The following is a 26,313-nucleotide window of genomic DNA, read 5'->3' on the forward strand; positions in this document are numbered from 1 at the left end:
TTGGGCCGAGCGCCCGACCCCGACCCCCACCCGGCGCCCTGCACGCCCCTTCACCCCGGCACCCCGCACGCCCCTTCACCCGTCGCCCCTCACGCCCCACTCCCCCAGCGCCACCTCGACGGCCCCCGCGTCCGCCTCCTCCGCGGCCCACGCCACGTGACCGTCGGGCCGGACGAGGAGCGTCGTACGGCGGGCGCTCGACCAGTGGGCCGGGACCGCCCTGCCCGTCTCGAACGCCACGTCCCGCGGCGCGATGAGCACGAACTCACCCGCGCGCAGCAGCTCATGGAGCCGCCCAGCGGCGAGCGTGACATCCGGTACGCGACGCCCGACCAGGCGGTGAGCGCCCCTCGGGGCCGGATACGAGATGCCGACACCGGTGATCCGGCCGACCGCCCTGGTTCGCACGGGGCCCACCCGGCTGACGACGGCGGCGAACAGGCCGCGCGCCGCCCGCGTCCACGGCCGCTTGGCCATGGCGAACCTGACGAGGCCGCCGCTGCTGCGGAGGACCGCCTTGCCCACCGGGTGCCGCTCGGCCTCGTAGGTGTCGAGCAGGCCCTGCGGCGCCCGCCCCTCGACGGCGGCGACCAGCTTCCAGCTCAGGTTCGCGGCGTCCTGGAGGCCGGTGTTCATGCCCTGGCCGCCCGCCGGGGAGTGGACGTGCGCGGCGTCCCCGGCGAGGAAGACCCGGCCCACGCGGTACGCGGGCGCCTGCCGCTCGTCGCTGTGGAAGCGGGACATCCAGCGGGCGTCGTGCATCCCGAAGTCGCGCCCGAGGGCCTGCCGGACGATCCCCCTGACCTCGTCGAGGTCGAGCGGTTCGCTGTCGGGGACGTTCCGCGAGCGGTCCCAGCCGATGACGCGGTGGTAGCCGTCGGCGAAGGGGGCGATGAAGGCGAAGGCGTCGCCCGCGGTGTCGACGGTCAGCAGGGCCGGCGGCCGCTCGGTGAGCCTGACGTCGGCGAGGACCAGCGAGCGGATGACGGACCTGCCGGGGAAGGGCAGGCCGACCGCCTCGCGGACACCGCTGCGCAGCCCGTCGGCGCCGACGGCGTAGGCGGCGGTGAGGGTCTGCGTCGCACCGTCGGGGCCGCGCACGTCGAGCCGTACGCCGTGCGCGTCCTGGGTGAGCCCGACGAGCTCGGTCTCGTACGCGAAACGCACCCCGGCCTTCACCGCGCGGCGCTCAAGGACCTTCTCGACCTCGTACTGCGGCAGGACGAGGACGTGCCGGAAGCGGGAACGCAGCTGGCTGAGGTCGAGCGTGAGGCGGTCGAAGAGGCGCAGTTCGCCGAGCGGTTCCCCGACGGCCTCCAGTTCGTCGGCGATCCCCCGCGCGTCGAACTGCTCCAGGGTGCGGGCGTGCACGACCAGCGCGCGGGAGAGGTTGCTGATGCCGTGCGCGCGCTTCTCCACGAGGGTGACGGCGACGCCCGCCGCGGCCAGGTCACCGGCGAGCAGCAGACCGGTGGGGCCCGCGCCCACCACGACGACGCCCTTGCCCACGTCCACGCCGCCGATGCCGCCGATGCTGCTGCTGTCGCCCGTGCCGCCGATGCCGTTCATGGCTGCCTCCTGATGCCAACGTTTGTTGGTCAACGCCTGTTGGCAACGTAAGTCCGGCGGCTCTGGACTGTCAACACATGTTGGCCTACGTTTGTTGGCATGACCGGAAAAGCCCCTGCCGCCCCCTCGGCCGACGCCTCCCCCCGCCGCTCCGACACCACCCGCGCCTGCATCCTCGCGGCGGCCCGCGAGCGGTTCGCCGCGGACGGGTACGAGCGCGCGACGATCCGCGCCATCGCCAGGGACGCGCGCATCGATCCGTCGATGGTGATGCGCTACTACGGCAACAAGGAGGGCCTCTTCGCCGCCGCCACCTCCGCCGACCTGCGGATGCCGGACTTCACGCGGGTGCCGCGCGAGGACGTCGGGCGGGTCCTCGTGACGCACTTCCTCGACATGTGGGAGGACGGGGGCGTGCTCACCGCGCTCCTCCGGGTGGCGCTCACCAACCAGCCGGGCGCCGAGCGCATGCGGACGATCTTCGAGGAGCAGCTGCTGCCGGTCGCGCGCGCGGTCTGCCCCGATCCGGCGGAGGCTCCGACGCGGGCGGGGCTCTGCGCCGCGCAGGTCCTCGGCCTGGCGCTGACCCGGTACGTCCTGCGGTTCCCGCCGTCGGTGGCGCTGACGCGCGAGGAGGTCACGCGGTGGCTCGCGCCGACGCTCCAGCGCTATCTGACGGCCGAGCGGCCGTAGCCCGCCCCCCGGCACGCCCGTCCGTGTCAGCCGCCGCCACGGGACGGACGCGGAGCGCGCCGAGGGCGCCCCTCACCGGTGACGTACGCGGGGCACGCGTACGTACGTCGGTCAGGGGCGCCCTCGGCGCGGAAGTCGTGGCGGCGGGCGGGACCGGGCCCCGCGGCGCGCGTCAGCCCTGCTTGTGCTGCTTGCGGGACTTGTCGCCGACCATCACGAGGCCCGCGATGACCAGGAACAGCACGATGGGGGCCACGACGTAGAGGCCGAGCGTGTCGATGACGCTCAGGCCGGGGCCCGGGTCGTCGCCGTCGTCCCGCATGTCCGCGAGCGCGGGGGACGACATGAGCAGCATCATCAGCGTCGTGCCGGAAGCCAGGGCGCCGGCGCGCAGAGCGTTCTTCTTGTCCACGGTGCCAACGTAGCGAACTCCTAAACGGGGTGCGCGCCCGGGGGTGCCGTACGGGCCCTCGTGTCGTCGCGGGCGGCCTCGCGGAACACCGCGAGGAGCGCGTGCAGCCGCGGGGAGGCCGCCAGCTCCTCCAGGCTGACGGGGCGTCCGGTGGCGTCGGCGATCGGCAGCCGCCAGTTGGGATACTCGTCCCAGGTGCCCGGCAGGTTCTGCGGGCGGCGGTCGCCGACGGCGTCCGGCAGCCAGATGCCGACCATGCGGGCCGGGGTGGCGAGCAGGAAGCGGTGCACGGCGCGGATCTCGTCCTCCTCGCAGCCCACGCCGCCCGGCAGCATGCCGAGCCGGGAGAGCAGCCCCAGCCACTCGCGGACGTCGGCGGCGGCCTCGCCCTGCTCCTCGGCCAGGGGGCGGGTCAGCAGGCCGAGGTCGTGGCGCAGTTGGACGTGCTCGCCGGTGAGGCGGGCGGCGGTCGGGGGCAGATCGTGCGTGGTGGCGGTGGCGACGCAGTCGGCGCGCCACTCCTCGGCGGGCAGTGGCCGGCCCGTGCCCTGCCAGTCCCGCTCGAACCAGAGCACGGAGGTGCCGAGGACGCCGTGCTCGCGCAGGGTGTCGCGGACCCCCGGCTCGACGGTCCCGAGGTCCTCGCCGATGACGACGGCGTCCGCGCGGGCGGCCTCCAGGGCGAGCACCGCGAGCATGGCCTCCGCGTCGTAGTGCACGTACGTCCCCTGGGTGGGGTCGTGGCCCTCGGGGACCCACCAGAGCCGGAACAGGCCCATGACGTGGTCGATCCGCAGCGCGCCAGCGTGCCGCAGGAGGCCGCGGAGCAGGGCGCGGTACGGGGCGTAGCCCGACTCGGCGAGGCGGTCGGGGCGCCAGGGCGGCAGGCCCCAGTCCTGGCCGCGCGCGTTGAACGCGTCCGGCGGCGCGCCGACCGACATGCGCTGGGCGAAATGCCGCTGCTGGGCCCAGGCGTCGGCCCCGCCGGGGTGCACGCCGACCGCCAGGTCGTGCACCAGGCCGATGTCCATGCCCGCCTCGCGGGCGGTGCGCTGGGCGGTGGCCAGTTGTTCGTCGGTGAGCCAGGCGAGGCGGCAGTGGAAGTCGACGCGGTCCAGGAGCTCGCGGCGCGCGCGGGTGGTGGCGGCCGACGCCGGGTCGCGGAGCTCGGCGGGCCAGGTGTGCCAGTCGGGGCCGTGGGTCTCGGCGAGGGCGTACCAGGTGGCGTGGTCTTCGAGGGCCGGGCCCTGCTCGGCGAGGAAGGCGCTGTAGGCGGCGCAGCGGCCGGGGCCGACGGGGACGTCGGCGAGCAGTTCGAGCGCTTCGCGCTTGAGGGCCCAGACCGCGTCGCGGTCGATCGACTCGCCCCGCCCGAGGACCCCTTCGCGCAGCCCTTCGGCCCGGCGGCACAGCTCCTCGGCCCGCTTCCGGGCCTCGCCCCGCAGCTCCGTGAACTCCGGGACGGCCTCGACGCGCAGGTGCACCGGGTCGGGGAAGCGACGGGAGGAGGGGCGGTACGGAGAGGGGTCGCCGCCCGGCCCTTTTGGCGGGCTCGGCACGGCGGCGTGCAGCGGATTGACCTGGAGGAAGCCGACGTCCAGGGCGCGGCCCGACCAGGCGGCGAGCTCGGCCAGGTCACCGAGGTCGCCCATGCCCCAGGAGCGGTGGGACAGCAGGGAGTAGAGCTGGACCAGGAGGCCGTGCGTGCGGCGCCGCGGGGTCTTGATCCGGCGGGGGGCGGCGATGAGGTGCGCCCGTGCCTCGCGCCCGTCGGGGCTCCGTACGTGGAGGGTGTGCACGCCCGGCGGCAGCGGCGGGCCCGCGTCGGAGCCTGCCACCCACGTGTGGGTCCCGCCCTGCTCCGCCTCGACCCGCACGCGTGTGCCGTGCGGCAGCTCCGCGAGCAGGGGGGCGGCGGACGGGGCGCCGTCCGTCCAGGTCACCACGGTCGGCGGGAGCAGACGCGCGGACAGCTCCGCCTCGCGCGCGGCGAGGGCGGCGGAGACCGCGTCGGGAGTGCTCGCGTCCACGCCGAGGGCGGCGAGGGCCGCGACCACCGCCGTGTCGGCGGCGGGGACCGTGCGGCCCGGGGACGGGGAGTAGGAGGTGGCCACGCCGTACGAGGCGGCCAGCCGGGGTAGGGCCATCAGACCCCCATGTAGTCCAGGCCCGAGGCCATACCGGTGGAGGTGGGCTCGCTGGTGAGGGGGGCGGCGTCGGCGAGGGGCGGCTCGCTGGTGAGCGGCGCGGCGTCGGCGAGCGGGGGCTCGCTGGTCAGGGGCGGCTCGAAGCAGCCGCAGGAGCAGGATCCGTCGAGGCCCGAGTCGGGTCCGGAGAGCTGCGCCGGGTCCGGTCCGGTCGCCTTGGCCCAGTCGGGGCCCGACGACTGCCGGGGCACCTGTCCGGAGACCGGCCCGGGCACCTGTTTGGAGAGGGCGTCGAGGAGGAGGTTGGCGGAAGCGGCCACGTGTGAGCTCCTTGTCAGGGGGCAGGTCACGGCAGCCCTACCCAATACGTGGGGCCGCAGACGTATACGTTGTATCAACGTGACGCTGGTCACGTCAGGTTCCCGGCGCGGGAGTTGTTTTTCCCGCGCCCCGGCTCACTCCGGAAGATCAAGCTCCGAGGCTGCTCCAGCCGGGAAAATGTGCGCCGTCCGGAGGAGGCGGTTCAGGGCCCTGCTGTGCTGCCGCCTCGGCCCGCGTTACAGCGGCCGGGCCCGTGTTCGCGTGGGTTCCGCGAAGAATCACTCCTGTCACACCTCCTCCCGTTGACACCTCGGCCGCCGCAGTGGTGGGCTCACTGCCACATGTGACGTCAGGGGCCACAGGGGCCATGGGAAACAGGGGAGCGGCCGTGCAGTTGCGGCGCAGGAAGGGCGCGGCCGCCATCGCGGTCGCCGTCATCGCGGGCGCCCTCGGCGGAGCCCCGGGCGCCCTCGCGGCACCGGGGACACCCGGCGCCCCCGCCACCTCCCCGGACACCGTCGGCGGTGAGCGCGAGGCGGCGCCACAGCCGCCGCCCGTCTGGCCGCGCCCCCAGACGATGGACGCCGCGGGGAGGGCCGTCACCGTGGGGGACGACGTGGTCCTCGTGACCGCCGCCGGCGACGGCGCCCGAAGCGGGCGCGCGGACTCCGACCCGTACGCCCTGAAGGCCCTCCGTGAGCTGCTGCGCGACGCCGGCGTCCAGCGCGTCACCGAGGTCCGCGACGGTGACCCGCTGCCCGCGGGCAGCACCCTCGTCGTGCGGGCGGGCGGCTCCGGCGCCGACCGGGCCCTGCGCGCGCTCGGCGCCCGCGAACGGGCCGACCTGCCGTCCGGCGGCTACCGCCTGGCCGTCGGCCGCGTCGACGGACGGGACACCGTCGCCCTCGAAGGAACCGGCGACGACGGCCTCTTCCACGGCGTGCAGACCCTGCGCCAGCTCGTCTCGGCCAAGACCCGCACGATTCCGGGCGTCCGGGTGCGGGACTGGCCGGGCACGGCCGTGCGCGGCCTGACCGAGGGCTTCTACGGCACCCCGTGGACCCGCGGCCAGCGCCTCGCCCAGCTCGACTTCCTCGGCCGCACCAAGCAGAACCGCTACCTCTACGCCCCCGGCGACGACCTCTACCGCCAGGCCCGCTGGCGCGAGCCCTACCCGGCCGGGCAGCGCGCCGGCTTCCGCGCCCTCGCCGAGCGGGCGAAGGCCAACCACGTCACGCTCGCCTGGGCCGTCGCCCCCGGCCAGGCCATGTGCATGTCCTCCGACCGGGACGTCAAGGACCTCACCCGCAAGCTGGACGCGATGTGGGCGCTCGGAGTGCGCGCCTTCCAGCTCCAGTTCCAGGACGTCAGCTACAGCGAGTGGCACTGCGAGCGGGACGCCGAGACGTTCGGCAGGGGCCCCAGGGCCGCCGCGAAGGCGCAGGCCCGGGTGGCCAACGCCGTGGCCGCGCACCTCGCCGAGCGCCACCCCGGCGCGGAGCCGCTCTCCCTGATGCCGACCGAGTACTTCCAGAAGGGCACGACGGAGTACCGCGCGGCCCTCTCGGACGACCTCGACACCCGCGTCCAGGTGGCGTGGACGGGCGTGGGCGTGGTCCCCAAGACCATCACCGGGCGCGAACTCGCGGGCGCCAGGGACGCCTTCGGCCCGCACCCGCTGGTCACGATGGACAACTACCCCGTCAACGACTTCGCGCAGGACCGCATCTTCCTCGGCCCCTACACCGGCCGTGAGCCCGCCGTCGCCACCGGTTCGGCCGCCCTCCTCGGCAACGCCATGGAGCAGCCGTCGGCCTCCCGCATCCCGCTGTTCACCGCCGCCGACTACGCCTGGAACCCCCGCGCCTACCGCCCCCACGAGTCCTGGCTCGCCGCCATCGACGACCTGGCGGGCGGCGACCCCGAGGCGCGGGGCGCGCTGCGGGCCCTCGCGGGCAACGACGCGTCCTCCGTGCTCGGCGCCGACGAGTCCGCGTATCTGCGCCCCCTCATGCGGGACCTGTGGCAGGCCCGCACGACGACGGACCGGAAACGGATCGAGGACTCGGCGACGGCGCTGCGCAAGGCGTTCGGCGTCATGCGTGAGGCCCCGCGCCGCCTCGCCGACAGCCCCCTCGACGACGAGATCAGACCCTGGATCGAGAAGCTCGGCGCGTACGGCGAAGCCGGTGAGGCCGCCGTCGACATGCTGCGCGCCCAGTCCGCCGGCGACGGGGCCGCCGCCTGGCGCGCCTCCCGCAGACTGACGGAGCTGCGCGAGGAGCTGAAGGACGAACGGGTGACCGTCGGCGAAGGCGTGCTCGACCCGTTCCTGGCACGGGCCCAGAAGGCGTACGCGGCCTGGGCGGGCACCGACAGCGACCGGGCTTCGGACCACGCGACGGCCCGGTTCGGCCGTACGCACACGCTGGCCGCCGTGACGGCGCTGACCGACCCAGGGACCGAGGGCACCGTCGAGGCGCATGTGCCGGGCGAGGGCTGGCAGCGGATCGGCACGCTCTCGGCGAGCGGCTTCACCGAGGTCGACCTCGCGGGCGCCGCGAAGGGACGCGGCAAGGGTGCGGAGGGCGGCAACGGCGGCGGCAAGGGCGGAGCCGCCGGTGCCGGGGGCAGGGCGTTGCGCGCCGACGCCGTGCGCACCACGCTCACCGACGGCACGGTCCGCCATCTCGTCCCCTGGTACGCCGACGCCCCCGAGGCCCGTCTCTCGCTGGAGCGCGCCGAGGCGGACGCGGAGATCGGCGGCGGTTCCCGGCGCGTCACGGCCCGGCTGCTCCCCCAGCGCCCCGGCGACATACGCGGCAGACTCACGGCCGAGGCCCCGAAGGGCATCCGGGTGCGGATGCCCGAGGAGTCCACGCTGCCGCGCGGCACGCGGGTCGACGTGCCGGTCGACATCACGGTCCTGCCGGGCACGCGCGCGGGGACGTACGACATCCCGCTGACGTTCGGCGACGAGACCCGCACGGTCTCCGTGCGCGCCTACCCGCGTACGGCGGGACCGGACGTGGCGCGCGAGGGGCGCGCGACGTCGTCGGGCGACGAGACGAAGGACTTCCCCGCGTCGGCCGCCAACGACGGCGACCCGAGGACCCGCTGGTCCTCACCGGTCGAGGACGGCGCCTGGTGGCAGGTCGAGCTGACGGAACCGGTCAGGCTCGGCCAGGTCGTGCTGCGCTGGCAGGACGCCTACGCCGCCGGGTACCGCGTCCAGACGTCCGCCGACGGCAAGACCTGGCGGACGGCCGCGACGGTGCGGGACGGCAAGGGCGGGCGCGAGGCGATCCGCATGGACGCGCGTGACACGCGTTACCTCCGTGTCCAGGGCGACGAGCGCGCCACGCGGTTCGGCTACTCCCTCTGGTCGGTGGAGGCGTACGCGGTGGCGGAGGAGTAGGCGGTGGGGTGCGCGCGCCGGACCCTCGGCATGCGCACCCCCCCGCGCCCTTCTACGACGAAGGCCCGGATCGTTTGCTAGGCGGAAATGCCATCGATCCGAGCCATCGCGTCGTCCGCGCCGAACGGCTGCAAGTAGGGCAGCCAGCGCGGATCCCTGTGCCCGGTCCCGATGATGCGCCACGCGAGGCCCGAGGGCGGGGCGGGCTTGTGCCGCAGCCGCCAGCCGAGCTCCATGAGGTGCCGGTCGGCCTTGACGTGGTTGCAGCGGCGGCACGAGGCCACCACGTTGTCCCAGGCGTGCCGGCCGCCCCGGCTCTTGGGGATGACGTGGTCGACGCTGGTTGCGACGCCACCGCAGTACATGCACCGGCCGCCGTCGCGGGCGAACAGCGCCCGCCTGGTCAGCGGAACGGGGCCGCGGTAGGGAACCCGTACGAACCGCTTGAGGCGGACCACGCTGGGTGCGGGGACGGTGCGTGTGGCACTGTGCATGAAGGCGCCGGATTCCTCGAGGCAGAGAGCCTTGTTCTCCAGGACGAGGACGAGCGCGCGGCGGAGCGGTACGACGCCGAGAGGCTCGTACGACGCGTTGAGGACCAGGACATGCGGCACGGATGCCTCCTTGTACGCCGGCGGCGCGTGGCTCGCGCCGGGACGATCTGCTGCCAGTCTCCCCTCATGCCTGGTCGAAGCGCCACCATGTGCCGGTAACGGCCTTGAAGTGTTTTCGACCACAGGTCGTCCGGCGACGATGCGTCACTTCCTTCCTTCCCAGGTGAGCACCGTCTCTCCCTCCACCCTCCTTCGAACATCACAACGATCCACACACAATGCCCCGTTAGTGTGGTGGGTCTGCCCGGTTCCCCCGGTACATCGTCGATCACCGCTGATCGCTCTCTCGTTCGCCGGGCAGGCCGCGATACCTGGAGGTACCTGCCGTGCTCTTGTCCGTCCTTTCGGCAGCCGGAGCGGACCCGGACGACACGTCGTCGCCGAAGCCACCCACCTTCGAGGACGCCCAGGAGAGCGCCACGAACGCGGCGAGCTGGGTCGAGCAGAACTGGTCCGCGTGGCTCGGCATCGGCCTGCGCATCGTGCTCATCGTGGCGATAGCCGTCACCCTGCGCATCCTGGTCCGCCGGGCGATCACCAAGCTGATCGACCGCATGAACCGCACGGCGCAGGCCGTGGACGGGACGGCTCTCGGCGGTCTCCTGGTCAACGTGGAGCGCCGCCGTCAGCGCTCGCAGGCCATAGGTTCCGTGCTGCGCTCGGTGGCGTCGTTCCTGATCCTCGGCACCGCCGCGCTGATGGTGCTCGGCACCTTCGAGATCAACCTCGCGCCGCTGCTCGCCTCCGCGGGTGTCGCGGGCGTCGCGATCGGCTTCGGCGCGCGGAACCTCGTCACGGACTTCCTCTCCGGCGTCTTCATGATCCTGGAGGACCAGTACGGCGTGGGCGACTCGATCGACGCCGGTGTCGCCTCCGGCGAGGTGATCGAGGTCGGCCTGCGCGTGACGAAGCTGCGGGGCGACAACGGCGAGATCTGGTACGTCCGCAACGGCGAGGTCAAGCGCATCGGTAACCTCTCCCAGGGCTGGTCCACGGCCGGCGTCGACGTGACGGTCCGTCCGGACGAGGACCTGGACAAGGTCAAGTCCACGCTGGCCCAGGTCGGCGAGACCATGGCGAAGGACGAGCCGTGGAACGAGCGGCTGTGGGGCCCGGTGGAGATCCTGGGCCTGGACAGCGTGCTGCTCGACTCGATGGTGGTCCGCGTCTCGGCGAAGACGATGCCGGGCCAGTCGCTGGGTGTGGAGCGGGAGCTGCGGTGGCGCGTCAAGCGCGCCTTCGACGCGGCGGGCATCCGCATCGTGGGCGGCCTGCCGGTGCCCCCGCCGGGGGATGCGCCCGACCCCTCGGCGGGCATGGCGCCCCCGTCCGCGTACGCCTCGACGACGTCCCCGCAGTCCCTGGCGACGGCGCCCATCACGCCGCCGCCGAACTTGTCGAAGTAACGCCAGCCTCGGGGCTCCGCCCGGCCGGGAGCTCCGCCGGGCCGGGAGCCTTGCCAGGTCACCGGGGCCGCCCGGTTCTCCGGGAGTGTGGCGGTTCCGCCCCGCCAGTAAAGGGCGCTCCTTCGTCGCGTCGGCTGCGCCGATGTCCCTTCGGGCCACCCTTGACTGCCGGCGCTCCACCGCAGGGGTTTTGCCGGCCGGGCGGCCGGGGTGGGGCGGCGGGGCCGGGTGGGTTGGGGGTGCGGTTTTCCTGCCGGGTGCGGACTGGTTCTTCTGGTGCGGACGTCAGGGGGCACGGGGGCCTGCCGGTCCGGCGGCTCAGGTGGGATGGGCCGTGCGGTTTTCCCGCCGGGTGCGGACCAGTCCTTCTGGTGCGGACGTCAGGGGGCACGGGGGCCTGCCGGTCCAGTGGGACAGGTGGGATGGGCCGTGCGGTTTTCCTGCCGGGTGCTGACCAGTCCTTCTGGCGCGGACGTCACGGGGGCGGGCCTCCGACTCGCCCGTGCGCGGGTTCGCTGGTCCTCCGGTTCGCCGGTCATCACATTCGCCGGTACGGGGGCCTCGGGCTCGGAGGCTCGGATGCGCGGCATCTCGGACCATGCGGCGTCGGGGGCGATGCTGGTCATTGCCGTGCACTGCACTGCACCGTACGCAGTGTGTGCAGTGCAGTGCATGGTGCGTGCATGCGTGCGTGCATGCGTGCGTGCATGCGTGCGTGCATGCGTGCGGTGCAGGAAAGCCCGCTGTCGGGGTCAGGCGTCTGCTTCTGACCTGCTGTTTCTCTGGCGGTAGTGGGGGCCCTTCTGCGATCCCCTATCCGTCACGTCCGGGGTGGGCGGTGTGCCCTCAGTGCGGGGGCTGGGGCACCTCCTTTGGTGGCTTTCCGAGGTTGTGGTGTCGGGCTCCGGAGGGCTGGGCTGGGCTGGCGTTGGTGTTGTGGCGTGCGGCGGTGGTGTGGGCGGGACCTACTTTGCTGATGGCGCACTCTCTGCCGCGTGCGCCCCCTGTTGGGCGAAACACAACTTGCGCAAAGTTGGTGCCGCCACCCCGCCCTCCTGTCCCGGTGCGGTGGGTGATCGTCTCACTCGCCGGCACACCGCCCCGACCCGGACCCGGGTCCGGATACAACAGCCGGCACGCGTGCCCCATGCAGGCCCGACCCCGGCCGACCCGCCTGCCAGGCCGAGCACGTTCCTTACCTGCCGCCCATATGAACCGGTCCGCAGTCGGCCGCGACTACCAACCGAATCGAAGCGCCGGCCGGCTCTTTCCGTTCCAGGGCGGGAGGACCAACCCCGCCCCCACGTGCCCCAGACCCACCACCGCCATCGCCACCGCCACCACCGCCATCGCCACCGCCACCACCGCCACCGCCACCGCCACCGCAGAGGGCATCCGCCCGTCCGCCGGGCTGAGCGCTGCCCCTGTCCCGCGCCCCGTATGGACCGGCCAGCACCCGGCCGCGAGGCCCGACACCGCCACCGAAGCCCGTCCGCCAATCCGCCCGGCCGAGCGCTGCCCCTCACCCGAGCCCCGTATGGACCGGTCCGCACCCGGCCGCGAGGCCCGACACCGCCACCGGAGCCCAGCCGATCCACCCGGCCGCGCGCCCATCAACATCGCCGAGGCTGCGACGAACCAGTCCGCACCCGGCAGCGACAGCCGATGACCCACCCAGCCGGACCGCCGGACCGGCAGCAACCCGCCACCCCCTGACGCCCGCACCAGAAGGACTAGTCCGCACCCGGCAGGGAAACCGCACCCCCAACCCACCAGACCCCGACTCCCCACCCCGGCCGCCCGGCCGGCAAAACCCCTGCGGTGGAGCGCCGGCAGTCAAGGGTGGCCCGAAGGGACATCGGCGCAGCCGACGCGACGAAGGAGCGCCCTTTACTGACGGGGCGGAACCGCCACACTCCCGGAGAACCGGGCGGCCCCGGCAAGCACGCAACGCCCCCGGCCGCGGCCGAAGCCCGGGACGCACCCCGCGCAACGCCACACCCCCGCAGGTAACGACTTGGTTGCCGCAGAGCCTCCTTCCCTTGACGGCATATTCACGCCAGGCCTACCGTCCACACCGGTTGGACAGTTCGGAAAGTTTCCTAACAGTTAAGCGGCGGCAGCCGACTGGCACAGGCAGGTGGCGTCATGGCAGCAGGCAGCACCCCCGGGGCTCCGGGCACCCCGGGCACCCCCGGCACGCCGCGCGTCCTGCGGGCCATGAACGACCGGGCCGTGCTGGACCTCCTCGTGGCGCACGGACCACTCACCCGTACCCGCATCGGCGAGCTGACCGGGCTGTCCAAGCCGACGACCTCCCAGCTCCTCGGGCGGCTCGAAGCGGCCGGACTCGTGCACACCACCGGCAGCCAGAGCGGGCGCCCGGGGCCCAACGCCCTGCTGTACGAGGTCCACCCCGGCGCGGGCCACGTCGCCGCCCTGTCCGCCGACCCCACCGGCATCACCGCCCTCGTCGCCGACATCACCGGCACGGTCCTCGGCAGGGAGCGCGTGGAGGCCGACGCCGTGGCCGAGGACGTGCGCCACCGCACCGCCCAGCTCGTCGCCGAGGCAGTCGACGGCGCCCTGCGGCAGGCGGGGCTCGGCCACGACGACCTGCGGGCGGCCGTCATCGGCACCCCCGGCGCCATCGACCCGCACACCGGCCAGCTCCGCTACGCCCCGCACCTGCCCGGCTGGCACTCCCGCACCCTGCGCGACGACCTCGCCGCGGTCCTCGGGACCCCCGTCGCCATCGAGAACGACGTCAATCTCGCCGCGGTCGCCGAGCAGTACGAAGGCGCCGCCCAGGACCACGACAACTACGTGCTGGCCTGGCTCGACGAGGGCGTGGGCGCCGCCATCGTGCTCGGCGGCACGCTGCTGCGCGGCGCGACCGGCGGCGCGGGCGAGATCGGCTACATGCCGCTGCCGGGCGCTCCCCTGGCACGCGGCGGCCCGGAGGCGACCTGCGGGCCCGACGGCGGCGGCGGCTTCCAGAGCCTCGTCTCCGCACCCGTGGTCCGCGAGCTCGGCGGCCCCGGCGCCTCCCTGGAGGACGCCCTCGCCGACGACGCCGTCCTCACCGAGGTGGCCCGCCGCATCGCCACCGGCATCGCGGCGGTCGTCGCCGTCGTCGACCCCGAACTCGTCGTCATCTCCGGCTCCGTGGCCCAGGCCGGCGGCGACAAGCTGCGCGCACGGGTGGAGGAGGAGCTGACCGGCCTCGCCCTGCCGCGCCCCCAGGTCGGCGTCAGCGAACTCGACGGCGACCCCATCCTCACCGGCGCCCTCCGCGAGGCCCTCACCCAGGCCCGCGACCAGGTCTTCGACACGGCCTGACCCCACACCCGGCACCCGCACGCACGCCGAAGCAGAGCACACCAGAGCACAGCACCGCCCCGCCCCCTCCCCGTACTCCGTAAAGGAAGTCCGCCATGCCGCGATGGCGCATACCCGCGGCGCTCGCCGCAGCCGGGCTCATGCTCGCCGGCTGCGCCAACCCGAGCGTCGGCAGCGCGAACGACGACCCGACCAAGCCGGTCACCCTGAAGTTCTGGCACGGCTGGGCGACGCCCGGCGAGGTGAAGGCCGTCGACGACAGCATCGCCCGCTTCGAGAAGCTGCACCCGAACATCGACGTCAAGGCCACCGGCAACGTCTCGGACGCCACCATCAACCAGGCCCTGCGCGCGGGCGGCGACAAGGCTCCGGACGTGGTGTCGTCCTTCACCACCAACAACGTGGGGCAGTACTGCGACTCCGGGATGTGGGCGGACCTCGACCCGTTCATGGAGAAGACCGGGCTCGACAAGCGCAAGACGTTCCCCAAGGCCCTGCTCGACTACACCAGTTACCGCGGCAACCAGTGCGCCCTGCCCCTGCTCGCCGACGCCTTCGGCATGTACTACAACAAGGACGCCTACGAGAAGGCGGGCATCGAGCGGCCGCCGCGCACCATGTCGGAGTTCGAGGAGGTCAGCAAGAAGCTGACCGTCCGCAGCGGCAGGAACTCGTACAAGCAGGTCGGGTACATGCCCAACTTCCGCTTCTACCAGAACAGCCCCGACCGGCTCTTCGCCCAGTGGGGGCCCCGGTACTTCGACGCGAAGGGCGACTCACGGCTGGCCGAGGAGCCCGCCACGTACGACTTCTTCAAGACCGCGCGGAGGCTCGCGCGGGCGCAGGGCGGCTTCGACGATCTCGAACGGTTCCGGCTCACCTTCGGTGACGAGATGTCCAGCCAGAACGCCTTCCTGACCCAGAAGGTCGCCATGCATCTGGACGGTGAGTGGCGCGGGCTGATGCTCAAGGACGCCAAGGCGGACTTCGAGTGGGGCGTGGCCCCGCTGCCCGTCCCCGACGACCGGGCGGAGACGTACGGGCGCGGCTTCATCACGGGCACCGTCGCGGGGATCGCGCACAGCAGCAAGCACCAGAACGCCGCCTGGGAGCTGGTGCGGTTCCTGACCGCCGACACCCGGCAGGTCGTGAGCTTCGCGAACGCCATCCACAACGTGCCCTCCACGTTCGCCGCGCTCAAGTCGCCGGACCTGGACGCCGACCCGACCTTCCGGACCTTCTTCGACATCCTCCGGAACAAGCACAGCAAGGCCCTGCCGCCCTCCGTGAACGGCGGCGCGTACGTCGTCTCGCTGGGTGACTTCGCCTACTCCGTGGAGGCCGGGCGCGTGGGTGACCTGCGTGAGGGCCTGAAGAAGCTCGACGAGCAGATCGATGCCGACACCCTCCAGTCGAAGAGCTGAAGAGCTTAAGGACCCCGCCATGGCACTGACCCTCTCCAACCCCGCGCGCCGCAGACTGCGCACGCTCGGGTTCCTCTCCCCCTGGCTCGTCGGCTTCAGCGTCTTCTTCGCGTATCCGCTGATCGCCACCGTCTACTTCTCGTTCATGCACTACAACCAGATCAAGGAGCCCACCTTCGTGGGGCTGCGGAACTGGACGTACGTGTTCGAGCAGATGCCCCTGTTCGGCCCGGCCCTGTGGAACACGCTCTGGCTGGTCGTGGTCATGGTGGCCGTGCGGGTGGTCTTCGGGCTGTCGCTCGGACTGCTGATCACGAAGATCAAGACGGGGGCCGGGTTCTTCCGCACCGCCTTCTACCTGCCGTATCTCGCGCCTCCGGTCGCCGCCACCGTCGCCTTCGTCTTCCTGCTCAACCCGGGCACGGGGCCGGTGAACGAGGTCCTGGAGGCCGTCGGGATCTCGGGGCCCAACTGGTTCAACGACCCGGACACCGCCAAGCCCTCGCTCGTCATGCTCTCCCTGTGGGGCATCGGCGACCTGATGGTCATCTTCATGGCCGCCCTGCTCGACGTGCCCAAGGAGCAGTACGAGGCCGCCGACCTGGACGGCGCGGGGGCGTGGGCCAAGTTCCGCTACGTCACGTGGCCCGCGATCACGCCGATCGTGATGTTCGCGGTGGTCACGGGTGTCGTGCAGACCATGCAGTACTACACGCAGGCCCTGGTCGCAGGAAAGGTCGCCTCCGGCGTCAACATCGGCCCCGGCTCCGTCATCCAGCCCGGTTACCCCGACCACTCGACCCTCACGGTCCCCCAGCTCGTCTACCAGCTGGGCTTCCAGAACTTCAACACCGGTGCCGCGTGCGTGCTCTCGCTCGTGCTCTTCGCCATCGCCATGGCCGTGACCCTGCTCCTGATGCGCAAGCGCTCCGGACTGCTCTCGGCGGAGGACTGAGGATTCCCCATGACGACCACGACTCTCGGCGCGCCCGCCGCGCCCGCCCCCGCTCCGCCGCAGCCGCACGGCCCCGCCGCCGCCCGCGCCCGCCGCAAGCGCGTCCTGCACTGGATCGCCGTGCACAGTGTCGCGATCGCCGTCGCGCTGCTGTTCGTCCTGCCGTTCGTCTTCGTCTTCCTGACGTCGGTGATGAGCGACTCGCAGGCCATGAGCGGCGACCTGTGGCCCGACTCCTGGCACTGGTCGAACTACAAGACGGTGTTCGAGACGCCGGGCTTCCTGGACTGGTGGCGCAACTCGCTGCTCTACGCGGGGCTCGGCACCCTCTTCACGGTCTGCTCGGCCATCCCCGTGGCGTACGCGCTCGCCAAGTTCCGCTTCCGGGGCCGGCGCACCGCGATGCTGCTGGTCATCTCGACGATGATGCTGCCGCCGCAGGTCATCGTGATCCCCATGTACCTGGTCTGGGCCCAGCAGTTCCACCTGTCGGGCACGCTGTGGCCGCTGATCATCCCCATGGCGTTCGGCGACGCGTACTCGATCTTCCTGCTGCGGCAGTTCCTCCTCACCATCCCCAAGGAGTACATCGAGTCGGCCAAGGTGGACGGCTGCGGTGAGTTCCGCACCATGGTCAAGATCGTCGTGCCGATGGCGAAGCCGGGCATCGCCGCGATCGCGCTCTTCCAGTTCTTCTACTGCTGGAACGACTACTTCGGGCCGCAGATCTACGCGGCCCAGAACCCCGGCGCGTGGACACTGAGCTACGGACTTGAGTCGTTCAAGAGCGCCCACAGCGTCAACTGGAACATGACGATGGCCGCGACCCTGCTCGTCATGGCGCCCGTCATCGTCATCTTCTTCTTCGCACAAAAGGCCTTCGTCGAAGGCGTCACCCTCACCGGAGTAAAGGGCTGAGAACCGATATGAAGCTCGCAGTGGTCGGCGGAGGGTCGACCTACACACCCGAACTCATCGACGGATTCGCGCGGTTGAGGGACACCCTGCCGATCGAGGAGCTGGTCCTCGTCGACCCCGCCGCCGACCGGCTCGAACTGGTGGGCGGCCTGGCGCGGCGCATCTTCGCCAAGCAGGGCCACCCCGGCCGCATCGTCACCACCTCCGACGTGGACGCGGGCGTCGCGGACGCCGACGCCGTGCTGCTCCAGCTCCGCGTCGGCGGACAGGCGGCCCGCAACCAGGACGAGACGTGGCCGCTGGAGTGCGGCTGCGTCGGCCAGGAGACCACCGGCGCGGGCGGCCTGGCCAAGGCGCTGCGGACGGTCCCCGTCGTCCTGGACATCGCCGAGCGCGTACGCCGGACCAACCCGGACGCCTGGATCATCGACTTCACCAACCCCGTGGGCATCGTCACGCGCGCGTTGCTCCAGGCCGGGCACAAGGCGGTCGGCCTGTGCAACGTGGCGATCGGCTTCCAGCGGAAGTTCGCCAAGCTGCTCGACGTCACGCCGGGCGAGGTGCACCTCGACCACGTGGGGCTCAACCACCTGACGTGGGAGACCGGCGTGCGTCTCGGGGGCCCCGGCGGTGACGACGTGCTCCCCAAGCTGCTCGCCGAGCACGGGGACGCGGTCGCCGAGGACCTGCGGATGCCGCGCGAGATCGTCGACCGGCTCGGCGTCGTCCCCTCGTACTACCTGCGCTACTACTACCAGCACGACGCGGTGGTCGAGGAGCTGCGGACCAAGCCGTCGCGCGCCGCCGAGGTGGCCGAGATGGAGCGGCAGCTCCTGGAGATGTACGGCGATCCTGCGCTCGACGAGAAGCCGGCGCTGCTCGGCAAGCGCGGCGGCGCCTTCTACTCCGAGGCGGCCGTGGACCTCGCGGCCTCGCTGCTCGGCAACGGCGGCAGCCCCCACCAGGTGGTCAACACCGTCAACAACGGCACGCTGCCGTTCCTGCCCGACGACGCGGTGATCGAGGTGCAGGCCGCGGTGGACGCCACGGGCGCCACGCCGCTCGCGGCGCCGGCGCTCGACCCGCTGTACACGGGGCTGATCGCCAACGTCACGGCCTACGAGGAGCTCGCCCTGAAGGCCGCGCTGCACGGCGGCCGCGACCGCGTCTTCACGGCGCTGCTCGCCCATCCGCTGGTCGGGCAGTACGCGTACGCCGAGCGGCTCACCGACAGCCTGCTCGCGCACAACCGGGAGCACCTGGCGTGGGCGTAGGCACGAGCGTGCTCGCGATCGACGCGGGCAACAGCAAGACCGACGTCGCGGTGGTCGCGGCCGACGGCGAGGTCGTCGGCGCGGCGCGCGGCGGCGGGTTCCAGCCGCCGCAGGTCGGCGTGGAGACCGCGGTGGACGTCCTCGCGGAGGCGGTGGCGCGGGCGTTCGCCGAGGCGGGCGTGGACTCCGTGGGCCATGTCTCGGCCTGTCTCGCCAACGCCGATCTGCCCGTGGAGGAGCGCGAGCTCGCGGACGCGCTGCGGAGGCGGGCCTGGGGCCCCTCCGTCGACGTGCGCAACGACACCTTCGCCATCCTGCGCGCCGGGCTCCTCGAGGACGCCGAGCCGCGGGGCGTCGCCGTGGTGTGCGGGGCGGGCATCAACTGTGTCGGCATGCTGCCCGACGGGCGCACGGCGCGCTTCCCCGCGATCGGCCGGCTCTCCGGCGACTGGGGCGGGGGCGGCGGCCTCGCCGAGGAGGCGCTGTGGCACGCGGCGCGGGCCGAGGACGGCCGCGGGGAGGCGACCGCGCTGCGCGAGACGCTGCCCGCGCACTTCGGCCTGGATTCGATGTACGCGCTGATCGAGGCGCTGCACCTGGGCCGCATCCCGGCGGTGCGGCGGCACGAGCTGACGCCGGTGCTCTTCGCGACCGCGGCGGCGGGCGACGGCGTGGCGCGCTCGCTGGTGGACCGGATGGCCGACGAGGTCGTCGCCATGTCGGCCGTGGCGCTTGAGCGCCTGGGGCTGCTCGCCGAGGAGGCTCCGGTCCTGCTGGGCGGCAGCGTCCTGGCGGCGCGTCATCCGCAACTGGACAACCGCATCGCGGCGTTGCTCGCCGAGCGGGCGCCGAAGGCGGAGCCGCGGGTGGTCGTGGCGCGGCCGGTGCTGGGCGCCGCGCTGCTCGGCCTGGACCAGGTGGGGGCTCCGACCGGGGTGCACGCGCGCGTGCGGGAGCAGTACGAGAGCGACGCCTGAGCGCCCCGCCAGGAGCCTCCCCTCCCGGGCCGCGCCGGGCTCAACGCCCGTCGCGGCCCGGCGTGTTCGACACCGCCGCCCCTCCCGTCCGCTCGCCCCGTTCGAGGGAAAAGGGAACCGAACACCTTCGAATGTCGTGTTCCAGAGCAGGGATCCGAACAAGATCGAGTCAAGGCCTGTGCGGATGTCAGTCCCTGCGGCAATACTTGCGGCCGTGGACTTCTTCCCGTGCCGCCGCGCCGGGCCGGAGCCGCAGTCCGATGACCAAGGGGGAGGTCGAGGTCGAGGTGTCACATCCGCCGAACGGCAGCGCGGTGCCGCCGGACCCTCCGGCGCGGGCCGGGACTCCCGGTCAGGCCGGAGTGCCGGGGCCGTCCGCGCCGACGCCGCCCGCCGCCCCGCCGCAGCCGCCCCCGGGTGTCCCGCCCGCCCGCAGGTCTCCCACCGCACAGGCCGCCGCTCAGCCCGCCGCTCAGCCCGCCGCCAAGCGGCGCACCGCCTGGGCCGAGGGCACTGACCGGCTGCGCGCCGCGGCGACCACCGAGCCGGGCAGGCTGCGGATCATCGGCGCCGTCCTCGCCGCGCTCGTCATCGGGTTCGGCGCGGTCACCACCTGGCAGATGACGGACCGCTCGGCTGCCGCGCACGACGTGCTGTACCGCAGCCAGCCGCTGAGCGACGACGCCGCCGCCATCTACCGCTCGCTGGCCGACGCCAACACCGCGGCGTCCAGCGGCTTCCTCGCCGGCGGCCAGGAGCCCGCCGCCGTCCGCGACCGGTACGAGCGGGACATCGAGCGGGCCTCGGAGAAGCTCGCCAAGGCCGCGTCGAACGCGGGCTCGACCTCGTCGTCGGCCGCCGCCGTCGGCAAGCTGAACGAACTGCTCCCGGAGTACACGGGCCTCATCGAGCGCGCCCGCGCCAACAACCGCCAGGGCCTGCCCCTGGGCGGCGCCTATCTGCGGTACGCGAACGACAAGATGCAGACGCAGATGCTCCCGGCCGCCGAGAAGCTGTACAAGGCGGAGAACGCCCGCCTGTCCTCGGACTACGCCAAGGCCGAGCCGTATCCGTGGTTCGCCATCGCCCTCGGCGTCGCCGCGCTCGCCGCCCTCGCGTGGACGCAGCGCCGCAACTACCGCCGTACGAACCGGGTGTTCAACCCCGGCCTGCTCGCGGCGACGGCCGCCGGCACGGTCGTCCTGCTCTGGCTCGTCATCGGGCACACGTTCGCACGCTCCGGGCTCAACGAGTCGTACGACGACGGCGTGCGCTCCCTGAACGTCCTCAACGACGCCCGCATCGGCTCCCTGAAGGCCCGGGGCAACGAGAACCTCACACTGGTGAGCCGGGGCGCGGAGACCACCGAGGTGAAGGGCGAGAGCAAGGACAAGTTCGACGTCTCCTACCGCGCGCTGATGAAGCGGCTCGGCGACAAGGACAGCGGCCTCCTCGGCGAGGCCGTCGCCCTCGCCGACGGCGACCCGGGCGGCGAGAACCCGGTGCTGGACGCCGCGGAGAACGTGGGCGTCTGGAAGGAACGTCACGAGGTGGCCCGCGAGAGCGACGACTCCGGTGACTACCAGGGAGCGCTCAACAAGGTCATCGGCGCCAAGGGCGCGACCGGCGAGTGCTTCGACAACGTGGACGCGGCCCTGGACCGGGCGCTGGCGCACGAGCGGCGGGAGTTCGAGCAGGCGGCCGAGGACGGCAGGGGCGCCATGCGCGGGCTGCCCGTCGGCGCCGCGGTTCTCGCGGTGCTCGGCGCGGGGGGCGCCGTGCTCGGCATCGGCCGCAGGCTCTCGGAGTACCGATGAGCGGGCCGGGGACGGACACGGGGCCGGGGCCCGGGACGCGGCCAGGATCGGCGGCAGGGGCGGAAGGGAGCGCACGGACGATGCGGACACCACGCGGCAGGTCCTGGCCGAGCGGCGGGCGCCTGGCGGGCCTCGGCGCGCTGGGCCTCACCGCCGCCCTCGCGGCGACCCTCGTGGCCCTGCCCCCCGGTGACGACGGCGGCGGGACCGGCGCGGCCCGGGGCGGCGACACCGTCCCGGTGGCGGCGCCCGCGCGGGCCGAGGCCGACAACTGCGACGACCAGAGCCTGCCCCCGTCGGACGAGGACGGCCCGACGATCGAGGAGATCAAGAACCGCAAGGTCAAGAAGCTCGTCGTCGGCGTCGACCAGAACAGCTTCCGCTGGGGCTACCGCGACCCGAACAAGAAGGGCGGCCAACTGGAGGGCTTCGACATCGATCTCGCGCGGAAGATCGCCGAGGAGATCTTCGACGACCGCGACGCGGTCGTCTTCCGCGCCATCCCGACGAACGAGCGCATCCCGGCGATCAAGGACGGCCGGGTCGACATGGTGGTGCGCACCATGACCGTCAACTGCGAGCGCCTGAAGGACGTCGACTTCTCCAGCGGGTATTTCAAGACCGGCCAGCAGGTGCTCGCGCCCAGGAAGTCCGACATCACGGGCTACAACGGGTCGCTCAAGGGCAAGAAGGTCTGCTCGGCCGCGGGCTCCATCGCCGAGGACGAACTCAAGAAGCAGAGCTACGGTGCCGACATCTCCACCACGGTGCCGAACCAGCTCGACTGCCTGGTGCGGCTGCAACTGGGCGAGGTGGACGCGGTGGTGACCGACAGCGCGCTCGCCGCGGGCCAGGCGGCGCAGGACCCGGCGGTGGAGCTGAAGGGCGAGAAGCCGTTCACCACCGAGTACTACGGGGTGGCGATGAAGAAGGGCGCGGACGACCTGGTCCGCCGGGTCAACAAGGTCCTCGCCGACTACCGCGCGGACAAGGACGGCTGGAAGAAGTCCTACGACGAATGGCTCAGGGGCCCCATCGGCGAGAACGCGTCACCGCCGAAGGCGGACTACCGCGACTGAGGGAACGCGGACGTTATGCCCCAGGGCGTACAACTGGTGTGGGAAGACCGAAGAGTGGTGTGAGAAGACCGAAGAGTCACGGCCACGCAGAGCGGAGAGGTGATCGATGAGCGTCACGGAGCCCCCCGGTCCACTGATGGACCGGGACGAGGTGGACCGTGCGCTGGCGCGCCTCGACGCCGAGCACGAGGCGATCGAGACCTCGCTCCTCGCCCTGCAGGACCACGCCGGGCGCCGCCTCCTGGAGGGCGCGAAGCTGACCGGCGTCACCGAGGAGCGGTGGGCGGCCGCCGAGAACCGGATCACGCTGCTCTGGGCCTACTTCGACGCGTACGCGGGCGCCCTCCGGGCGGCGCGCGAGCTGCGCGCCCGCCGCCGCTGGCCCGGCCGCGAGGACCTGGCGGAGCTCACGGAGCTGCTGCGCGGCCGGTCCGTGACGGTGGCGGGCGGCTCCGCGTCCGGCGCCTCGCCGTCGCTCACCGGCGGCCCCGCCAAGCTGACCGAGCGCTTCACGCTCGAAGAGCTGGTCGCCCGGATGAACGACCTGTACGCGCACTCGCTCGACGTGGTGGTGGCCGCCGACGCCGTCTGGTCGGCGCTGCCCGCCCGCATCGACCTGCTCGCCGCCGAGCTGGCCCGCACCCGCCAGCTCGCGCACTCCGTGGGCGTGCGCCCGGGTGAGCACCCCTCGGGCGACGACCTGGAGCGCATCACGCGCAGCCTGACCGCCCTGCGCGAGCAGGTGATCAGCGACCCGCTCGCGTTCTGGCAGCGCGCCGAGGGCAGTTCGGCGCCGGGCGGCGGCCGTGCGCACACCGACCGCTACGACCGCGAGGCGCGCGCCCTGGAGGAGGTGCGCCGCGAGATCGAGGCGGTGCTCACCGTCCGCCAGGACGCGGAGGCCAGGCTCGGCCGGCTGCGCGACGTGCTGTCCCGCGCCGACCGCACCCTGGCGGAGGCGAGGAACGCCAGGGGCGAGGTCCTCGCGAAGATCGCCGCCTCCGAGGTGCCCGCGGTCAGCGGCCCGCCGACCGCGCTCCAGGAGCAGCTGGCGCTGGCGTCGGACTACCGCAGGAACGCCCAGTGGCACCGCCTTTCGCCGCTCCTCGAATCGCTGGAGGAGAAGGCCGAGGAGGAGCTGGTGCGGGCCCGTGAGTCGCTGACGGCCGTCACGGCGCCGCTCGCGGTCCGCGCGGAGCTGCGGGGCCGCCTCGACGCGTACAAGGCGAAGGTGGCGCGGCACGGCCACGCCGAGGACCCGCTCCTGATCGAGCGGTACGACGCGGCCCGCCGGATGCTGTGGAGCGCGCCCTGCGACCTGCGCGTGGCCGAGGAGGCGGTGCTGCGCTACCAGCGGGCCGCCGCCGAGTTGTTCGCCCCCAGGGTCCCGCAGCAGGGCGGGACCGCCGACCGCAGGGAGGAAGCGTGAGCCAGCGGCAGTGCCAGCGGCCCGGATGCGCGGGGTCGTACGAGGACATGGGCGGCGGCGAGCTGTACTGCGACACGTGCGGTCTCGCGCCCGTGGTCTCGCCGACCGGCATGGTCGGGTCGTCGCCGACCGGCATCACGGGCGGCGGCAAGGGCTCGCGGGGCTCCGGCAGCGGCTCGGGCTCCCGCTCCTCCTCCCGCTCGTCCCGTTCCGCCCGTTCGCAGTCCTCCCGCAGGTCGGTGTCGGGGCGGCTCTCGCGCTCCGTCTCCGGCCGTTCGACGTCCCGTTCGGTCTCGGTGCGCAGCTCGGGCTCGGCGGCCCCGTCCTCGGGGCGCGGGCGGCTCGGCGTCGGCCTGGTCGCGGTGCCGGACGTGCCGCGTCCCGACCCGCGCGGCGCGGTGCAGGAGAATCCGGAGGTGCCCGAGCGGAAGCGGTTCTGCTCGCGCTCGGACTGCGGGGCGCCGGTGGGGCGGGCGCGGGGTGACAGGCCGGGGCGGACCGAGGGGTTCTGCACCAAGTGCGGCCACCCGTACTCCTTCGTGCCGAAGCTGAACCCCGGTGACATCGTGCACGGGCAGTACGAGGTCGTGGGCTGCCTGGCGCACGGCGGCCTGGGCTGGGTGTATCTCGCGATAGACCGCGCGGTGTCCGACCGCTGGGTGGTGCTGAAGGGCCTGCTCGACACGGGCGACCAGGACGCGATGGCCGCCGCGATCTCCGAGCGGCGCTTCCTCGCCGAGATCGAGCACGCCAACATCGTCCGCATCTACAACTTCGTCGAGCACCTGGACCAGCGCACCGGCTCCATGGACGGGTACATCGTCATGGAGTACGTCGGCGGCAAGTCCCTGAAGGAGATCGCCAACAGCCGCCGTTCGGCGGACGGCAGGCGGGACCCGCTGCCGGTCGAGCAGGCGTGCGCGTACGGCATCGAGGCCCTTGAGGCCCTCGGCCATCTGCACAGCCGCAATCTCCTGTACTGCGACTTCAAGGTGGACAACGCCATCCAGACCGAGGGCCAGCTCAAGGTCATCGACATGGGCGCGGTCCGCAGGATGGACGACGACGAGTCCGCGATCTACGGCACGGTCGGCTACCAGGCCCCCGAGGTGGCGGAGGTCGGGCCCTCGGTGGCCTCCGACCTGTACACGGTCGCGCGGACGCTCGCCGTCCTGACCTTCGACTTCCAGGGCTACACGAACGTCTTCGCGGACTCCCTGCCCGACCCCGACAACATCGAGGTCTTCCGCGCCTATGAGTCCTTCTACCGGCTCCTGGTGCGCGCCACCGACCCGGACCCGGCCCGCCGCTTCGCCTCGGCGCAGGAGATGGCCGAGCAGCTCACGGGCGTCCTGCGGGAGGTCGTCGCACTCCAGACGGGCAAGCCTCGCCCGTCCCTGTCCACGCTGTTCGGGCCCGAGGTGAAGGTCCCGGACACCGACCTGTTCGCGGAGCTCTCGGGCGACGTGTCGCGGCTCGGGGTGCGCCCGGCCGTCCCCGAGGTCGGCAGCGGCCACCGGGCGCTGCCGCCCGCGCCCCCGACGTCCACGCTCGTGCGCCCGCTGGACGCGGTCGCGACGGCGCTGGCCCTGCCGGTGCCGCACGTCGACCCGGGCGATCCGAACGCGGGTTTCCTCGCCGGGCTCCTGGCGTCCGCGCCCGCGGAGCTGATCACCGCGCTCGGAGCGGCGCCCGCCGACTCGGTGGAGCTGCGGCTGCGGGGTCTGCGGGCCCGGCTCGCCATGGGCGAACTGGCGTCCGCCTCCCAGGCCCTGGTCGACCTGGAGCGGCAGCATCCGGACGACTGGCGGGTGGTCTGGTACCGGGGCGTGGCGGCCCTGGCCACCGGCGACTTCGAGAACGCGGCGCTCTCCTTCGACGCGGTCTACGACGCGTTCCCCGGCGAGCCCGCGCCGAAGCTGGCCCTCGGCGTCTCCGCGGAGGTCCTCGGCCAGCTCGACAACGCCGCCGAGTACTACCGCCTGGTGTGGACCACCGACCCGAGCTACGTGAGCGCCGCGTTCGGCCTGGCGCGGGTGCGGCTCGCCGCCGGTGACCGGACCGGCGCCGTGCACACCCTGGAGTCGGTGCCGGAGTCCTCGATCCACTACACCGCGGCCCGCGTCGCCGCGGTGCGGGCGCGGCTCCGCCGGCGCCTGGACGGACCGGCCACACCGCCCGACGCCGCCTTCCTGGACGACCTGACGGCCGCCGCGGGCCAGATCGAGGCCCTGTCCGGCTTCGGTCTCGACGCGGTGCGCAGGGAGCGCCTGTCGACCGAGGTTCTGGGGACGGCGCTCGACTGGGTACTCTCCGGTAGGCACTCTGGTCACGTTTCCGCGCCGCCGGCCACCGGCTCGCGGACCGCACTGCTCGGCAGTGAACTGGACGAGCGCGGTCTCCGGTTCGGACTGGAGCGTTCGTACCGGACACTGGCCCGGCTCGCACAGGGTGGCGAGGAGAGGATCGAACTGGTGGAGCGGGCCAACCGTTTCCGCCCCCGGACGTGGGTGTGAGT

Annotated in this window: 18 protein-coding genes; 13 read left to right on the forward strand and 5 right to left on the reverse strand. The window is 73.1% G+C overall.

The annotated features are described in order from the left end of the window. Positions 1-75: 75 nt before the first annotated feature. Entirely contained in the window at positions 76-1,569 is a 1,494-nt protein-coding gene (locus DCW30_RS05085) for an FAD-dependent monooxygenase (protein ID WP_079250138.1), read from the reverse strand. A gap of 99 nt (positions 1,570-1,668) precedes the next feature. On the opposite strand from DCW30_RS05085, the gene DCW30_RS05090 reads away from it, so the two are divergent. Beyond that, on the forward strand, positions 1,669-2,262 hold the full coding sequence (locus DCW30_RS05090) for a TetR/AcrR family transcriptional regulator (protein WP_076686323.1): 594 nt from the start codon (positions 1,669-1,671) through the stop codon (positions 2,260-2,262). A gap of 172 nt (positions 2,263-2,434) precedes the next feature. Here DCW30_RS05090 and DCW30_RS05095 read toward each other — a convergent pair whose 3' ends face one another. The 3 genes from DCW30_RS05095 to DCW30_RS05105 are packed head-to-tail and all read right to left on the reverse strand — an operon-like array spanning position 2,435 to position 5,141. Then, on the reverse strand, positions 2,435-2,674 hold the full coding sequence (locus DCW30_RS05095) for a hypothetical protein (protein WP_062773967.1): 240 nt from the start codon (positions 2,672-2,674) through the stop codon (positions 2,435-2,437). Positions 2,675-2,694: 20 nt separating this feature from the next. After that, entirely contained in the window at positions 2,695-4,821 is a 2,127-nt protein-coding gene (malQ, locus tag DCW30_RS05100; RefSeq protein ID WP_076686321.1) for a 4-alpha-glucanotransferase, read from the reverse strand. After that, positions 4,821-5,141, reverse strand: a complete 321-nt coding sequence (locus tag DCW30_RS05105) for a hypothetical protein (protein ID WP_062773971.1) — start codon at positions 5,139-5,141, stop codon at positions 4,821-4,823. The genes malQ and DCW30_RS05105 overlap by 1 nt, the downstream gene beginning before the upstream one ends. 368 nt (positions 5,142-5,509) lie before the next feature. Here DCW30_RS05105 and DCW30_RS05110 point away from each other — a divergent pair, with 368 nt between their 5' ends. Next, positions 5,510-8,560: a glycoside hydrolase family 84 protein gene (locus tag DCW30_RS05110; protein WP_237283436.1), complete on the forward strand. Its 3,051-nt coding sequence runs from the start codon at positions 5,510-5,512 to the stop codon at positions 8,558-8,560. A gap of 77 nt (positions 8,561-8,637) precedes the next feature. Here the strand turns inward: DCW30_RS05110 and DCW30_RS05115 are convergent, their stop codons facing one another. Beyond that, on the reverse strand, positions 8,638-9,174 hold the full coding sequence (locus DCW30_RS05115; protein WP_062773975.1) for an HNH endonuclease: 537 nt from the start codon (positions 9,172-9,174) through the stop codon (positions 8,638-8,640). 326 nt (positions 9,175-9,500) lie between these two features. On the opposite strand from DCW30_RS05115, the gene DCW30_RS05120 reads away from it, so the two are divergent. The 11 genes from DCW30_RS05120 to DCW30_RS05175 all read left to right on the forward strand — a co-directional run bounded on the left by DCW30_RS05120 (position 9,501) and on the right by DCW30_RS05175 (position 26,311). After that, positions 9,501-10,580 (forward strand): mechanosensitive ion channel family protein, encoded by a 1,080-nt coding sequence (locus DCW30_RS05120; protein WP_062773977.1) that lies wholly within the window; start codon positions 9,501-9,503, stop codon positions 10,578-10,580. A 2,148-nt stretch (positions 10,581-12,728) separates the two neighbouring features. Continuing rightward, on the forward strand, positions 12,729-13,922 hold the full coding sequence (locus tag DCW30_RS05130) for an ROK family transcriptional regulator (RefSeq protein ID WP_076686318.1): 1,194 nt from the start codon (positions 12,729-12,731) through the stop codon (positions 13,920-13,922). A 95-nt stretch (positions 13,923-14,017) separates the two neighbouring features. Further along, positions 14,018-15,346 carry an ABC transporter substrate-binding protein gene (locus tag DCW30_RS05135; protein ID WP_076686315.1) on the forward strand — a complete coding sequence of 443 codons (1,329 nt, stop codon included), beginning with the start codon at positions 14,018-14,020 and terminating at the stop codon, positions 15,344-15,346. 19 nt (positions 15,347-15,365) lie between these two features. Beyond that, positions 15,366-16,301, forward strand: a complete 936-nt coding sequence (locus DCW30_RS05140; protein WP_062773985.1) for a carbohydrate ABC transporter permease — start codon at positions 15,366-15,368, stop codon at positions 16,299-16,301. A 9-nt stretch (positions 16,302-16,310) separates the two neighbouring features. Further along, entirely contained in the window at positions 16,311-17,219 is a 909-nt protein-coding gene (locus DCW30_RS05145) for a carbohydrate ABC transporter permease (protein WP_076686313.1), read from the forward strand. An 8-nt stretch (positions 17,220-17,227) separates the two neighbouring features. Then, entirely contained in the window at positions 17,228-18,493 is a 1,266-nt protein-coding gene (locus tag DCW30_RS05150; RefSeq protein ID WP_076686311.1) for a 6-phospho-beta-glucosidase, read from the forward strand. Further along, positions 18,484-19,470, forward strand: coding sequence for an N-acetylglucosamine kinase (locus DCW30_RS05155; protein WP_076686309.1), 987 nt, complete (start codon positions 18,484-18,486; stop codon positions 19,468-19,470). Before DCW30_RS05150 ends, DCW30_RS05155 begins: the two co-directional genes overlap by 10 nt. Positions 19,471-19,757: 287 nt before the next feature. Beyond that, positions 19,758-21,287, forward strand: a complete 1,530-nt coding sequence (locus DCW30_RS05160; RefSeq protein WP_076689323.1) for a hypothetical protein — start codon at positions 19,758-19,760, stop codon at positions 21,285-21,287. A gap of 80 nt (positions 21,288-21,367) precedes the next feature. Then, positions 21,368-22,366, forward strand: a complete 999-nt coding sequence (locus DCW30_RS05165; protein ID WP_076686308.1) for a glutamate ABC transporter substrate-binding protein — start codon at positions 21,368-21,370, stop codon at positions 22,364-22,366. Positions 22,367-22,472: 106 nt separating this feature from the next. Beyond that, positions 22,473-23,795, forward strand: a complete 1,323-nt coding sequence (locus DCW30_RS05170) for a hypothetical protein (RefSeq protein WP_076686306.1) — start codon at positions 22,473-22,475, stop codon at positions 23,793-23,795. A gap of 47 nt (positions 23,796-23,842) precedes the next feature. Next, positions 23,843-26,311 (forward strand): serine/threonine-protein kinase, encoded by a 2,469-nt coding sequence (locus tag DCW30_RS05175; RefSeq protein ID WP_103557484.1) that lies wholly within the window; start codon positions 23,843-23,845, stop codon positions 26,309-26,311. The last annotated feature ends 2 nt before the right edge of the window (positions 26,312-26,313 follow it).

Origin of the sequence: Streptomyces alfalfae (genome assembly GCF_004127445.1) — a bacterium.
Taxonomy (GTDB): domain Bacteria; phylum Actinomycetota; class Actinomycetes; order Streptomycetales; family Streptomycetaceae; genus Streptomyces; species Streptomyces alfalfae.